This is a genomic window from Flammeovirga sp. MY04, assembly GCF_001682195.2.
Lineage (GTDB): Bacteria > Bacteroidota > Bacteroidia > Cytophagales > Flammeovirgaceae > Flammeovirga > Flammeovirga yaeyamensis.
The window spans coordinates 405,593-420,129 of sequence record NZ_CP003561.2; the positions used below are offsets into that span (position 1 = coordinate 405,593).

Sequence of the window (14,537 nt, forward strand, 5' to 3'; positions counted from 1 at the left end):
TAAATGGTAAATAGAAAAGATTTGTATTAATGAAACATCTTAAGGTGTCTCATTAATACGTTTATATTAGAAGCTCAAGCTCAAGTTCATAAAGACTCTTAAACCTTGTGCGTAATAATATCTGTTCGGGAACTTCTCCGCGTTCTGATCAGTGAAATCGAAACGGTATTGTTGGTATCCGGTCGTTACGATATTCTGATTGTTCAATACGTTGTTCACGTTCAAGTTTAGACGAAGGAACATGTCGTTGATTTTCCAGCTCTTGCCAGCAAATACATCTAATGTGTAAGCATCGTCTACTTTTTCTTGATGAAGAATCTCGTTGTATTGTTCAGAACCTTTTGCGATACCGTCTACAGCTCTATCTGTGTATCTAACAGGGTTAAGTGTTACATAACGATCCCCTAAGTAATTGATTTGGAAACCTACATTCCAGTAGTTTCTAGACCAGTATTCTAAACCTACAGTACCTGCAATTTCAGGAGAACCACCTACGTGGCGACCATTGAAATATACTTTTTCATTCTCTAACAATACCTCAGCACGGTTATCGACAGTAGCCGATGCCAAAGGATTCGTGTTGTATAAGTAAGAAGCATACGTACCAGCAGCTCTAAAACGAAGTTCAGAAGTAATGTTGTAAGATAATCCCAATTCAACACCCGTATGTTCTTGTCCCATACCTGTAAGTGCGTAGTTCATGAAGGCATTTTCACCATCATCCCAATAAGAGATTACTTTTGTTAAATCAGAAATTTGAGTGTAGAAACCAGTTGCTCTTACTTTTAGTTTTTCACCTCTGTAGTAGTAGTTGATATCACCCGATAACACCGATGAAGAACTTAAACCATCTACGGTTTCATTTCTTGTTCTCAACGATTTGAATGAATCCTGGAAGTAAGGTGCCATCGTGTAATACGTTGAGTTGGCTGTAAATACATTTCTACCATTTAAGAAATACTCACCACCGAATTTGATACCGTAATCCAAGAAATCTAGTACTTCAGATTTACCATATGAAGTATCAGGGAATAAACCTTTTCTACGATCACTATCTCTAAACATCGAAGTACTTGTGATGTTACCACCTAAATAAACGGAACCTTTAGTAAACGATTTTTTCACTTGACCCCACCAAACTGCTGTTTGAATATGTGCTGTGTAATCGTGACCAATTCTATCGCCTTGACCTCTTATCCAAGTAGAGTCGTTTAAGTTGTTAATTGATTTCTCTGTTTCCACAAAGTCTCTATCAGCAAAGTTGTCGATATCCAACCAGTAATCACCACCCAAAAGATCGTCTACTGTATTGTAGTTGTTCCCTTGGTAATATTGATATTGAACACCTGTTACCAAGTTCCAAGAATCGTCTAAGTTATAGATCAACGTTGGGTTTACATCAATTCTGTGGTAATCTAAGTGTCTGCCTTCTACGATATAATGCGATCTGTTTCCTGAGAATTGCTCTCCATTTGGATTGTTCCAATGTACTGGTACTGTCTCTGGATTCGTTCTGTTTACATTGTAAATCTGATCCCAGTTCACCTGACCAAACGTTCCGTTTTGCCATTGCTCAGTCACATAGTCACCCGCAGCAATATTACCTTGATCGTATTGGAACGAAGGCATATATCTATAATAATCTGGACGAGGATCAGGAGCATCGTACCAGTTTAAAGCTGTTCTTTTCTCTCTACCCAAAGCATAACCAACAGACGTCTTTAACGTCAACTTATCGTTGATTTCCCAAGTGTCTTTTACAATAAACTGTGGAGTGACTGTCGTTTTCTCTCTTGAGTTTCTTTTCTTACCATCTTGCCATCCCCAGTTCGGGTTGTAGTAGTTGGTACCTTTTAATTCGTAAGCTTCTTTTACTGTCGCCATTTGCTGACCTCTAGTTGATGGAGCAACAAATGCAGTAAACACCATTTTGTGGTTAGGGTTAAATCTCTTTTCAGCACTGAAGAAACCAGCCCAAGCGTCGTATGTAGTACCTTCTACAAAACCTTCTTGTGCCCATCTTCTAGAACCTGAAGCAGTAATAGCCCAACCGTTTTCCATTAAGCCAGTACTGTAAGTAAGCATAACACGGTTCGTATAACTTGAGTTACCTAAAGAGTAAGAACCTTTAAAACCAGGTCTTTGATTAGATGGATCAGAAATAATATTCGTCGAACCACCTATGTTACCAAAGTTGAAATCAACAGGTTGTAAAGAAGTAATTACTTCCTTGTTTCTAGTTACATCATTTAAACCACCCCAAAGTGACCAAGAAGCATAACCTCTTTCTGGAGATGCCATATTGATACCATCGAAGTAGATGTTCATGTAGTTAGAATTGTAACCTCTTTGTCTAAACCAATAAGGTCCCCACGCAAAACCAGCAATAGAGCTATACGCATCACCCGATGAGAAAAGAAGACCAGGAGTAGATTGTGTATCTCCATCTTCCATGTCTAAATCAGTTAACGATAATGCAATGGTAGATGCTTCATCAGTTTCCGAATAGAGCCTAACGATCATTCCATCACTCAATGGAGCATCTAATTGTATGTAACCATCCAATAAGATATGAATTTGTGCTCCTTGAGGGGCTAATTCTGTAGGTACAGAGAATATACCCTTATCGTTGGTTAGATATTTATTACCATTTACTTCCACTTGGATACCAACCAAAGGTGCTTGGCTTTCTCCAGAAAGTACAGTTCCCGTAATGAATCCCTCTTGTGCAAAAGCAACTACAGAAAGGAACATTAAAAGTAGTGTGTAAAAACGTTTCATTATTATTTAGAGGAGTTGGATTTGTCTTGTTTCAATAAATAGATGACTACAGGGAAGTGATCAGAATATCCCGCAGCATAGTTCCCACCTGCATAGGTTCTAAACGGATATCCTTTATATCGACCTTCTTTATTTTTTAGCTCAGGGTAGTTACAGATCTCAGCTTTCCAATAGAAAAGACCATTGTCTTTCTTTTTTAACTCTTTGCTCACAATAATCTGATCAAATAAGTTCCAGCTGTCTCTGTAGGCTAAAGTACCTAAGCCTTTTTTATACATTTTGTAAAACGGATTGTAGAGATAATTTTTTTCAGAAAGTTTGGCTGCATCTCCAACAGCCCCAAGACCTTTAGTCAATGATTTGTTAGTAGGGTCATCGTTTAAGTCACCCATGGTAATACATTTCATACCAGGATGTTCGTTTCTTAAAGAGTCCATAATCGAGCGATTTAGTTTGCCTGCTTCTTCACGATATCTCGATTCTGCTCTTCTCGATGGCCAGTGGTTTACTAAGAATGTAATTGGTTCCCCATCTAATTCTGCTTCAACGATCAATTGGTTTCTCGATTTGAATTCCCAATTATCACCGGCATACGTTTTCTGAATTCTTAAGTCTCTTGCTGATACCTTTTTGATATCAATTAGATCCTTTCTATAAAGAAGAGCAACATCTACTCCACGTTTGTCGGGACCTTCAATATGGCATATACCATAATTGAAATCTTTTAATGCTGGCATTTCAACGAGATCTTCTAAAACATTTCTGTTTTCGATCTCAGCTAATCCAACAACAACAGGTGCTTGCTTGGTAACCTCTTTACCCAGTTTAGCGATGATGGTCGACATATTTTCTTGCTTCTCCCAATATCTTTTTCCGGTCCATTTGTATGAACCTTCAGGTAAAAAGTCGTAATCATTTTTACCAGCATCGTGTAAAGTGTCAAATAAGTTTTCCATGTTATAAAAAGCCACACCATACACTTTGTAGTTGTTGGTTTGTGCTTTTACAGCCAGAGGGAAAGTGATAATGAATAATAAGAGGATGGAAAGTTGTTTCATAATTGTATAAGTCTTAGCGAAATCAATTCCTAAAAACGGTCATCACTGGCCTATGATCACTCACTTTTGGATCGTAATCATCAGAACATTGATCTAAGGTTACTGTATATGATTTTTGAAATTGATTAAACCATTCATTTGTCATCAAAATGTGGTCGATATGGCTTCCGTTCGGTCTCCAACTAGGATACGATTTATCGAGCCACTCCGAACTTTTTGCTTGATCCATATCAGCGAAAGCATAATTGTTGGCATCATCAATAAAATTACTAAACTGAGAAGAGTACGTTGGGTATAACTCACCGTTATAATCACCTACAACAAGTACTCTGTCGTTTGGATAATTTTCATCAATAAATGCTTTCAGCCTTCTGCTTGCTTCTTCTCTCCTGTGTTTACTTGTTGCGTCTCCACAGCATTTTAAATGCAAGTTGATGAGGATAAATGTTTGATTATTAACTTTATTAAGAAATTTGATAAATAGAGGATTTCGAGGGAAGTAATATCTATCGAAGTCGCCAGTAGTTAAAACGCGTTCTTCTTTGATTTCCAATCGTTGGTTGTTGTAGATAAATGCTAAGTGGTAGTTATTATTCACACCTCTTGCAATATCATTATCTACAATAACAGAATAAGAAGGGTTTACCTGAGATATTAGTTTAATAGCACCAATATTCTCAATTTCCTGAATACCCCAAACGTCATAATCACTTTCAGCAATTGTTGCATTCACTATTCCAGAAGTTTCTAAATGCTTAGGAAAATGTTCTATATTCCAAGTAAGCACTTCGAGTGTATTTTCTGAAGCAGCAACAGGCAGACAATCTACTAGAACATCATCATATTCAGCAGGAGTCGTAGGGTAACTTATGTCAGATGTACAGCCCAAAAAGAGTGTACCCACAGAAAGTGTGGTAAATATTTTATTTAGAAGTTTAATAATTCTTTAATTCAGTTTAGTATATAAGTTTTAGCTACTTATTCGTAGAGGACATCACAAAAGTGAGGGGGAATCGTGTGAAAAAAAAATGGATTTAAAGTCATTTAGGAAATTAATATTGCGTTCATCATAAAATTTTATTTCGTTCAAATCTAGTTCATAAAAATATAATGTTGTTTTTATTGAAAATATATTATAGAGTGAAGCTAATTGATGGAAATTTTAGAACCTTTAGAATTAAGTTAAAATATTATTCTGTCTGTTAATAAAGCCCAATATGTGTAACTTTTTTGATAACATTCTACACACATTTACTTTTTTTCTTACGTAATAAAAAGACGGTGACTGATTTTTTTGAGTTAATCCACTGATTATAATTGTAATATACACACTTTGTATTACCAATTATTTTGCAGTCTTAATTAAAATAGATAAATTAAAGTACCAAAAACTAATTATCATTAAATACAACACACTATGCAAAAAAAATTAATTGCTGAATTCCTCGGTACTTCATGGTTGGTTATCGGAGGATGTGGTTCCGCTGTTTTTGCAGCCGGAGTACCCGATGTAGGCATTGGTTTCCTAGGCGTTTCTTTAGCATTTGGTTTAACAGTATTGTCTATGGCGTATGCTATCGGACATATATCAGGATGTCATTTGAATCCTGCTGTATCTTTTGGTTTGTGGGCTGGAGGTCGATTTTCGGCTAAAGAATTGGGGCCTTACATTATCTCACAAGTTTTAGGAGCCTTATTTGGTGCAGGTATCCTCTATGCTATTCTATCAGGTAAAGGAGATGGAATAGGAAGCTTTGCAGCCAATGGCTACGGAGAACATTCTCCAGAAGGTTTTAGCATGATGGCAGGTTTTATTGCAGAGTATGTATTAACCTTCATGTTTTTGATCATCATTTTAGGAGCCACTCATTCACAAGCCCCTAAATATTTGGCAGGTGTGGCGATTGGTTTAGGTCTAACATTAATACACCTTATCAGTATTCCTATTACAAATACATCAGTTAACCCCGCAAGATCTACTTCCCAAGCACTATTTGTTGGAGGCTGGGCAGTAAGTCAGCTTTGGTTATTTTGGGCCGCTCCAATCTTAGGAGCCGTAAGTGCAGGGTTTGTTTATAAATATTTATCCCCTGAGGAAGGAGAATAATTTCTTTCCTTACTACTTTACAAGAGGTTGTCTCACAATGGATGAGGTCAACCTCTTTCTTTTTTATAAAAACAATAATGGAGTCTTAATTTTTATAAGACAAATCTTATTTTTCCTTCGGATACTCTAATTTTGGAATGAAAGTTGAATTCTTACTGTTACTTTTTAATTGAAAAAATCGAAGTGATGTTTCTTTGATGAATTAGCGTTTACGACTGTTTTGATAAATTATATAACTGCAAATAATAAGGAAACAAATAAATCTCTTCGGCAAACTTTGTAAGATGAAAAAAATAGTACTGTCATTACTTTTCATAATGGCGATGATTTCGACCTCTTCAGCTCAAAAAGCTAGAAGGTATTTTTATGCAAACCAACCTACAGGTATTACTCTTGGTGCTGATGTATTAGAAGGAGCACAATTTAAAGTAAGTGCATATTCTCACTATGTGTATTTTTCTTTCAGTTCTAATTTTAAGAGTACTGATGGAACAACAGAAGGTTATAAATCTGAAGAAGTAGCTTCTGCTGGTTTACAAAACAAAGGTAGTTTTGGTATTACACAATACAATTTGGGTGCTATGCTTCCTTTAAAAATTGATTATACCTATGGAATTTATATCGCTCCTCAAGGTGCTTACGCCAGAAAATTTGATATTTACGAAAACACTACAAAAAAATTCAAGGGTCCCGTTAGTAATGAATACGGTGCCGCTGTAGATTTTATGTATATCGATAGAACAGGTATAACATTCCAAGCCGGCGTATCAGCATTATATGGTGGAGAGAATGAAACGGTATATCTTTCGGGATTAAACATAGGAGTTGGATACTCTTTTTAAACCCGTAAAAAAAACGTATCTTTAAGAGGTTGATTCATCATATAAATGATGTCAACCTCTTTTTTTACTACTATCCATTATGTTCAAAGCTTATATAAACCTATTTTTTGCTCTTTTACTATTCCCGGTTTTATCCACCTACGCTCAGAAAGTAACTTTTGTAAATGAAAACGGCGAGGGCATTCGGGGTGTCTTAATCACTACAGATCAAGGTCAAAATTATTTAACGAATCCTTTAGGTGTAGTACATTTAAAGGATAATGCTAACCAATATGTTATTACTCATATTAATTATGATAAACTGATTTTATCAACTACTGAGTTGACTCCTACTGTTGTATTAAAAGAAAAAGTAAATGCCCTAAATGAAGTAGTCATTGGAGCCAATAAATGGGAAGAAGAAAAGAAGGAAGTTCCTCAACAAATCGTAGAATTTGATAAAAAATCGATAGAATTAAATCAACCAATGACAAGTGCGGATATACTATCTCAATCGGGAGAAATATTCGTTCAGAAAAGTCAGCTAGGTGGTGGTTCTCCTATGATTAGAGGCTTTGCGGCCAACCAAGTACTTTTAGTGGTGGATGGCGTACGTATGAATAACGCAATTTATAGGAATGGTAATCTTCAAAATATTATCACTATAGATCCCAATACAATAGAGAAAGCAGAAGTGTTATTTGGCCCAGCTTCGGTGATGTATGGAAGTGATGCTTTGGGAGGAGTAATGGATTTTCATACGATTCAACCTCAATTTTCGGAAAATGACGAGCTCCTATTTTTTGGAGAAGCTAAATTAAGTGGAAATACGGCTGCAAAAGAAAGAAGTGGTTACCTTCAAATCAATCTATCTAAAAATAAATGGGCCTATTTTGGGGCGGTATCAAATACTGTTTTTGACGACTTGAGTTCTGGAAAAAATGCACCAACCGATGCTTATACTTTCGGGTGGAAAACATTTACGACTTATCAGAATGATCATCAAGATTTTGTTAAGGCCAATTCGGATATTTATTCACAAACTCCATCAGGTTATCAACAATGGAATACCCTTCAAAAGTTGGCTTTTCGTCCCAATAAACATCTCGAATTGATGTACACCTTTTCTTTCTCAAACTCCTCAAACATTCCTAGGTATGATCGTTTGACAGAATTAAATGATGTAATCCAAGAGGATGGAGGTAAAGTAGGGGTGACAATGGAAGAGATTATCGGCATTCAGAATAACCAACTGATCACTTCTTCAGGACTAACCACACCAAAGTTTGCAGAATGGTATTATGGTCCACAATTATGGATGATGAATAATTTTCGAATGAAGTTGAAAGAGTTAGATGGAATAGCCGATGGACTATCAATTATTGCCGGACACCAAAAGATTGAGGAAAGTAGGTACCAGAGAAAATTTGATGATAAAGACAAGTTGAGCGATCAAGTAGGATTAGATCTCTTTCATTTAAATATTGATGCAAACAAACAATTAAACAACGAATGGGAGATCTTTTATGGTGTAGAAGGAACCATGAACTTTGTAGCTTCTAATGCACACACCACTAACATTGAGACGGGAGAACAAAAGGCCGCAATTCCTAGATATGCAGGTGGAGGTAGTGAAATGCATACTTATGCCGCCTATTTTACGACAAAGAAAAGATGGACGGAGCATTTAACAATGACGGCAGGGTTACGTTATAGTCAAACCCTCTTAAATGCGGATTATTCAGATGCAGTATCGCAAAGCTTGCAACTACCTTATCAAGATGTATCACAAAATGTTGGTAGTTTAACCGGAAGTTTAGGTTTGGCCTATCATTCGAATAATGGATGGCAGTTAAATACGCAAATCTCTAAAGGATTCAAAGCACCTAACATAGATGATGTCGCAAAAGTATACAATCCAGCAAAGGATGATCTTGTTGTTCCTAATTCTAACTTGAAACCCACCGATGTGTATTCTGTGGATATGACGATCCAAAAAAGCTACAAAAATCTACAATTTGGGATGACTACTTTCTATTCTAGATTACACAATGCAATGGTACGTCAGGAAGGGACTTTCAATGGTAAAGATTCTTTGATAATCGATGGAGAGCAATATGCTGTACTCATGCTTCAGAATACGGGAACAGCGGATATTGCTGGGATTAGTTCATTTGCGAAATATCAATTTATGCAATACTTTGAACTAGGAGGTAACGTCACTTACACTTATGGAAAAGATCTTCAGAATAACACTGCACTGAGACATGTCCCACCTGTTTTTGGACAAACTAAATTGGCGTTTAAAAAGAAACGTTGGGCGGCCAATGCTGTCTTTGATTTTAGTGGCGGAATAGCTTTCGAAGATTTGGCTCCTTCAGAAAAAGGAAAGCCGTATTTGTATTCAAAAAATGGTAGTTTATCTTGGTGGACCCTTGGTGTAAATTCAAGCTATAGAATCAATAACTATTTACAGGTGATAGGAGGAGTGGATAATCTTTTTGATTTAAATTATCGAACATATAGTTCAGGAATTAATGCACCGGGGAGGAATTTTAAGCTGACGGTGAAGGGATGGTTTTAATCACGTTTTTAAGAACAGTATTATTAATTATGTTTTTATGGTGATATTTTGTCTCTACTGATATAAGAGAAAAACAAAATTTATATTCTCTTACAATGAAAGACTTTATTTTACAACGCACCCTAAAAAGAGTATTTACTTTCTTATCGATAATGGTTGTATTGAACCTTGTACTACTATATTTGAGCGGTTTTTTCTTGTCTGGTCAGGAAAAGAATCCATTGATATTATTGTTCAAAGAAAGTGTGATTTCTTTAACGTATTAAACGAATCAGCAAGGACGTTAAATTAAAACGTCCTTGCTGATCTGATCTATTGACAGCCACTAGCCGTAGCTGATAAAGCAGTCGACAAATTCTCTGTAAAAGTAATCGAATAATCGAAAGGAGAATCCCCACTACATTCCATTTTTACTCTATCTATTCTTCTTGGAGAAAACCATGCATTGGCTCCAACAATAATGTTATTTTCAGCATCAAAATCTAATGAGGTGACACTAATACTGTTGCTATTTCCATTGCTTAATTCACCATGTAAATAAGTGGCATATTCTACATCACCAGAATTGACATTAATTTTAGCGATGATGACAATTTTTTTGCCTCCACCTTGGCCATAGCTTGTTAACCATCCGTTTTTGGCAAAACGTCTAAAATCGGTAGATTCATCACCTTGTGTACCCGTACAGCTAAATACAGCATACAAATTATTCTGGCTATCCCATGCCAAACCATATCCTTTGCTATCGTCTCCACTAGTTTCGTAATCGGTTCTAGACCATGTTAAAATGCCATCGTCGTATCGTGATAGAATTGGATTTTGGTTATTGCTACTGACTTGCTGGTAACCGATATAATAACTAATGCTTCCATTTCGAATTGATGTAATTCCGCGGTCTAATAAGTCTCTTTCGTCCATGACGACATCAAAAGTTTTGGCATCTCCGACCTGACTAATAGTTTCTGCTTCGTTAATTGGTGTTTGTAATGATTCTTCCTGACAAGCGATTATACCTATCAAGAGGATCATTGTGAAATAAATTCTTCTCATCGTTGTTTTTTTTACAGTATACATTGTGTAAATCAATTTATATACCAATCCTTATTGAGTTATGTAAGAAAATGAATACTATAATTTTTATTATTTGTAACGAATAGAAAGAGAATGCGTAGCGTTGATATTGAGAATTTACTTTTAACTCTTTTTATGCCTTTTTGAACGACAAACGCTATATTTGATGTGTCTATTTATAATAGAAACGTCTAAGTATCTGTCTGCTAAATATATGTATGATGTGGTGACATTTTACATCAAGACAGTATTTGATGCTCAAAAACAGTAAACTAATTACCACAATTAAAACTCTAATTCTCTCTAATATGAAGAAAATGAAGACTCTATTTATCCTAATAATTGCTTTAATGCCCATTACCCTAATTGGTCAAACCATCTCTGATGCTAAGATCGAAGAGGTGACCGTTTTTACCAATGCTGCCCAAATTAAGAGGGGTGCTTCTTTCCAAATGAAAAAGGGAAGCCATGAATTGGAAATCAAAAATTTATCTCAATACATAAAAGAAGAATCTATTCGAATAGAAGGAGACGATCAGTTGACTATTCTGAATGTTCGTTTTGAAGAGGATTATATTCAGGTTCAAGATGAAAATGAAAGAAATAAAGAACTTAAAGATAAAGTTGAAAAATTAACTGCCCAGCTTGGAGAACTAAAATTACAGAAAACTATTGTTCAGGAAGAACTTTCCTTCCTAAAGGAGAATAAAAAGGTGAGTGGTTCAGCAACAAGTTCCACTGATTTTCAACAATATATACAACTTTATGGTGCACAGTTAAAGAAGTTAAGTAAAGAGAACTATCAGCTTGATAAAGAAATTAATACAGTAAATAAGGAACTTACAGCTGCAAAAAATCAGTTAAGAGTCTCTGGTAGAAATTTACAGAAACCAAGCGGAAAAATTATTGTCAATTACGAAAGTGATATCGTTAAAACGGTTCCTCTTAAGTTGACTTATCAAGTCAGAAGAGCAAGTTAGTACCCAACTTACGATATTCGTGCGGTTGGTAAAAAAGGTCAGGTAAGTATTACTTTTAAAGGTAACATTACACAAACAACAGGGATTGATTGGAAAGATACCAAGATAAAATTGTCTACTTCCAAGCAACATATATCAGGTGATATGCCTTCTTTACATCCTAATTATATTGTATATCGTCAACCTTCATACTCATCTGCTTTGGCTGGTCAAGTTGCTGGTGTAGAAATAGTTTCAGTTCCTGATGAAGAGGAAATTGATGATCTTGATGTAGATTTATCCGGCAATGATAATAATATTCAAATTCGTGGTCTAAGTAAAGCAAAAGCAAATCAGGAGCCTATGTATGTGGTGGATGGAGTGCCTTATAAAAAAAATCCAAATCTTAACCCTAACGAAATAAAGACGATTGATGTAATGAAAGGTGAGAGTTCTGCCGCGATTTATGGATCACGAGCTAGTAATGGGGTAATTGTCATTACTACAAAAAAAGGAGGACATTCAAGCAAATACAACACCCTTTCGAATAAGAATCTTACCTCTATAGAGTTTGAGTTATTGGATAAACAAACGATATTATCAAATAGCTCTGAGAAAACGGTGATCTACAAAGAGAATACAATTGATGCTAATTTTGAATATAACAGTATTCCTAAATTATCGAAACATGTGTATCTCACAGCACAAATAATCAATTGGGAAGAACTTCAATTAGCAAATGGTAAAGCCAATATATTTTTAGATAATGCCTTTGTTGGGAAATCCAACTTAAATATCGACCAACTGTCGGATACTTTAAAATTATCGATGGGCGTGGATAATTTTATTACCGTTGACAGAACTCGTCTTCCAAAATACAACGAGAAAAATACCTTTGGATCGTCTCAGAAATTGAGTGAGGCCTACAAAATCACGATTCGTAATACCAAAGATGAAGTAGTGAACTGTCATATATATGATCAGATTCCTATATCTCAAAATAAAGAAATTCAGGTGGAAATTCTAGAGTTAACAGGAGGTCAACACGATAAAGTTACAGGTGAAGTGAAGTGGAATGTCACCCTTCAACCTAAAGAGACAAAAGAATTAATTTTAAGATATAGTGTGAAATACCCAAAAGGGAAAAAGATCGCATTATAATTAATTGAAATAAAAAGTAAAGGCGAACATCAAGTACTCTCTAATAACTTGATGCTCGCCTATTTTTATTTCTCTAGAGCGAACTTTGTTTGGTATTCAAATTCCTTGCTTGGAGTAGTTAATTTATCCTTACTCAAAATCATCAAATTAAATTTAGAAGTCACATCTTCTTCTTCAAAAAGGACCCGAGGAATAGAATTAGGAATTCCATCTTTTGGACGCCAAGTACCTTGATACCCTCTTTTACTAAAGTGATCTACATTAAACTTAAATTGTGTGACAGCAACATTCGGGTCTTGCAATTCTTCCATAGATTCTACAGTTCCGCTTAATGTGATTTTGCTGTATTGGTAGACAGTAAAATAGATTGATTTAAGCTCTTCTGTGTTCTGAAAAACTGTATCCACATTTTCAGTGTGAGAAGTGTAATCAAATGTATTGTCTTCATACAAGTGAAGCACAGAAGTGCCATTTGCATAATTAGAAATATAAGAAGCCTTTAGATTGTTTGTTGTCGTGATAGGTTCAATTATTTCGACAGTTTCTTTGTTACATGATAAAAATACAACAAGAGATAGTAATGCTAATTTAATTTTTTTCATAGCGTTATTTAAAATAGATGAATAGAGAGTGTTATTATTTAAAGTTCGAATTGTATGGATACGACAATAACAAGAGATGGTTGTGTTTAGTGTTATGTGTTTGCAAATGTTTGGAAATATAAATCTTACTAATATATCGTAGGGACGTTGCAGTGCAACGTCCGTACAAAGAGTAATAATCTCCTGAAAATTTTGTCTGATGAAATTATTTTCCATTTAAAACGTTATTTAAGTAATACGACATAAATAACATAGCATGAGGTTTTCACTTATATTCATCATTACCATCCTTTTGATCTCTTGTAATTCAACCCCCAAAGAGAATTTTAGAAACCCATTATTGCCTAAGGATTATATCATTAAGAAGTTTCAAAACCATGATATTGTGTTGCTCGGAGAGGATCATGGAGTAAAAGAACATGTAGAGTTTATACAAGATATGATTCCTCATTTGTACAGGAACGGTATTTATCAGTTAGGAATGGAGTTTGGTGCTTACGAGATGCAAGAACAATTGGATGAACTCCTTATTGCAGATGAATATGATCCCCAGAAAACGAAAGACCTGTTCTTTTTTTATAATGTAGGTTGGGCGTTCTTAGAATATCACGAACTTTATCATAAAGTTTGGGAGTTTAATCAGACCCTGACTTCTCAAGAAAAAAAGTTTAGAATTATCAATTTAAGCTATCAATTTCATTGGGAGAAATTTGATATGAATCATCAAGAAGCATCATTAAAAGAAGTTTTCCATTTAGGTGAGATTGATTCTTTTCGATGTGAAATAGTAAAAGATCAGGTGATCAATAAAAAAGAGAAAGCCCTACTACTAGTTGGGACACCACATGCTTTTTCCAAGTTCTTACATGATGCATCAAAACCAATTGAAAATAAAAACTGTCCTTTTGTAGATACCTATTTAGGTCACAGATTATATGATGAAATTGGAGACAAAGTATTCACAATTTTGTTTCATCAAAGCTTTTTGGGCACTAAAGAAAATAATTATAAATCCGTATCTCCAGCTAATGGCCGTTTGATAGAGATGATCGAAAAAAAACACATCGGGAAGATAGGATTTGATGTAAGTAGAAACATCGCCAACCTTACAGATAATAGTGCATTAAGTGAATGTCAACCTCACCTAAAACTCGGAGATGTTTGCGATGGATATATTTTTATAGCTCCCTTAAATGAACTTACAGGCTGTACGATAGACGCCTCCTATTTTTCCGGAAAAGACTATAAAACTGAGGTATACCCTTTTATTCCAGATCCCAATTGGCACAAACCGCCGGAAACGTTGGAAGGATATCTTGGGCAGATTAGGAGGTATGTGGATTTGGAGGAAAGATATGGGGGGATTAAATGAAAAGTTAAAAATGAAAAGTTA

Annotated in this window: 12 protein-coding genes; 7 read left to right on the plus strand and 5 right to left on the minus strand. The window is 35.3% G+C overall.

Annotation, left to right across the window (positions count from 1 at the left end):
• Positions 1 to 66: 66 nt before the first annotated feature.
• The 3 genes from MY04_RS21555 to MY04_RS21565 are packed head-to-tail and all read right to left on the minus strand — an operon-like array spanning position 67 to position 4,743.
• Entirely contained in the window at positions 67 to 2,781 is a 2,715-nt protein-coding gene (locus MY04_RS21555; protein ID WP_158297833.1) for a TonB-dependent receptor, read from the minus strand.
• Between the two features lie 2 nt (positions 2,782 to 2,783).
• Complete coding sequence (locus MY04_RS21560; RefSeq protein ID WP_066214206.1) at positions 2,784 to 3,839, minus strand: endonuclease/exonuclease/phosphatase family protein; 1,056 nt, start codon at positions 3,837 to 3,839, stop codon at positions 2,784 to 2,786.
• Positions 3,840 to 3,861: 22 nt separating this feature from the next.
• Positions 3,862 to 4,743, minus strand: a complete 882-nt coding sequence (locus tag MY04_RS21565; protein ID WP_066214212.1) for an endonuclease/exonuclease/phosphatase family protein — start codon at positions 4,741 to 4,743, stop codon at positions 3,862 to 3,864.
• 513 nt (positions 4,744 to 5,256) lie between these two features.
• Here MY04_RS21565 and aqpZ point away from each other — a divergent pair.
• The 4 genes from aqpZ (at position 5,257) to MY04_RS21585 (ending at position 9,617) form a co-directional block, all read left to right on the plus strand.
• On the plus strand, positions 5,257 to 5,946 hold the full coding sequence (aqpZ, locus tag MY04_RS21570) for an aquaporin Z (RefSeq protein ID WP_066214215.1): 690 nt from the start codon (positions 5,257 to 5,259) through the stop codon (positions 5,944 to 5,946).
• Positions 5,947 to 6,230: 284 nt separating this feature from the next.
• A complete protein-coding gene (locus MY04_RS21575; RefSeq protein WP_158297834.1) occupies positions 6,231 to 6,788 on the plus strand; it encodes a hypothetical protein in 558 nt (185 codons plus the stop codon).
• A gap of 79 nt (positions 6,789 to 6,867) precedes the next feature.
• Complete coding sequence (locus MY04_RS21580; protein WP_066214221.1) at positions 6,868 to 9,351, plus strand: TonB-dependent receptor; 2,484 nt, start codon at positions 6,868 to 6,870, stop codon at positions 9,349 to 9,351.
• 95 nt (positions 9,352 to 9,446) lie between these two features.
• A complete protein-coding gene (locus MY04_RS21585) occupies positions 9,447 to 9,617 on the plus strand; it encodes a hypothetical protein (protein WP_158297835.1) in 171 nt (56 codons plus the stop codon).
• Positions 9,618 to 9,663: 46 nt separating this feature from the next.
• Here the strand turns inward: MY04_RS21585 and MY04_RS21590 are convergent, their stop codons facing one another.
• Entirely contained in the window at positions 9,664 to 10,401 is a 738-nt protein-coding gene (locus tag MY04_RS21590) for a hypothetical protein (RefSeq protein ID WP_066216681.1), read from the minus strand.
• Between the two features lie 338 nt (positions 10,402 to 10,739).
• On the opposite strand from MY04_RS21590, the gene MY04_RS21595 reads away from it, so the two are divergent.
• Both MY04_RS21595 and MY04_RS21600 read left to right on the plus strand, forming a co-directional pair.
• The gene (locus MY04_RS21595) at positions 10,740 to 11,402 is read left to right on the plus strand and encodes a DUF4140 domain-containing protein (RefSeq protein ID WP_158297836.1); all 663 of its coding nucleotides are present in this window, start codon (positions 10,740 to 10,742) and stop codon (positions 11,400 to 11,402) included.
• A 15-nt stretch (positions 11,403 to 11,417) separates the two neighbouring features.
• On the plus strand, positions 11,418 to 12,542 hold the full coding sequence (locus MY04_RS21600) for a mucoidy inhibitor MuiA family protein (RefSeq protein WP_084006054.1): 1,125 nt from the start codon (positions 11,418 to 11,420) through the stop codon (positions 12,540 to 12,542).
• Positions 12,543 to 12,607: 65 nt separating this feature from the next.
• Here the strand turns inward: MY04_RS21600 and MY04_RS21605 are convergent, their stop codons facing one another.
• Positions 12,608 to 13,144 carry a hypothetical protein gene (locus MY04_RS21605; protein ID WP_066214232.1) on the minus strand — a complete coding sequence of 179 codons (537 nt, stop codon included), beginning with the start codon at positions 13,142 to 13,144 and terminating at the stop codon, positions 12,608 to 12,610.
• Positions 13,145 to 13,400: 256 nt separating this feature from the next.
• On the opposite strand from MY04_RS21605, the gene MY04_RS21610 reads away from it, so the two are divergent.
• On the plus strand, positions 13,401 to 14,516 hold the full coding sequence (locus tag MY04_RS21610) for a ChaN family lipoprotein (protein WP_066214235.1): 1,116 nt from the start codon (positions 13,401 to 13,403) through the stop codon (positions 14,514 to 14,516).
• Positions 14,517 to 14,537: the final 21 nt, after the last annotated feature.

Coding starts and splice junctions, on each gene's coding strand:
- MY04_RS21575 (WP_158297834.1), top strand. CDS start 6,231: ATGAAAAAAATAGTACTGTCATTACTTTTCATAATGGCGATGATTTCG.
- MY04_RS21595 (WP_158297836.1), top strand. CDS start 10,740: ATGAAGACTCTATTTATCCTAATAATTGCTTTAATGCCCATTACCCTA.
- MY04_RS21590 (WP_066216681.1), bottom strand. CDS start 10,401: ATGAGAAGAATTTATTTCACAATGATCCTCTTGATAGGTATAATCGCT.
- MY04_RS21585 (WP_158297835.1), top strand. CDS start 9,447: ATGAAAGACTTTATTTTACAACGCACCCTAAAAAGAGTATTTACTTTC.
- MY04_RS21555 (WP_158297833.1), bottom strand. CDS start 2,781: ATGAAACGTTTTTACACACTACTTTTAATGTTCCTTTCTGTAGTTGCT.
- aqpZ (WP_066214215.1), top strand. CDS start 5,257: ATGCAAAAAAAATTAATTGCTGAATTCCTCGGTACTTCATGGTTGGTT.
- MY04_RS21610 (WP_066214235.1), top strand. CDS start 13,401: ATGAGGTTTTCACTTATATTCATCATTACCATCCTTTTGATCTCTTGT.
- MY04_RS21580 (WP_066214221.1), top strand. CDS start 6,868: ATGTTCAAAGCTTATATAAACCTATTTTTTGCTCTTTTACTATTCCCG.
- MY04_RS21560 (WP_066214206.1), bottom strand. CDS start 3,839: ATGAAACAACTTTCCATCCTCTTATTATTCATTATCACTTTCCCTCTG.
- MY04_RS21605 (WP_066214232.1), bottom strand. CDS start 13,144: ATGAAAAAAATTAAATTAGCATTACTATCTCTTGTTGTATTTTTATCA.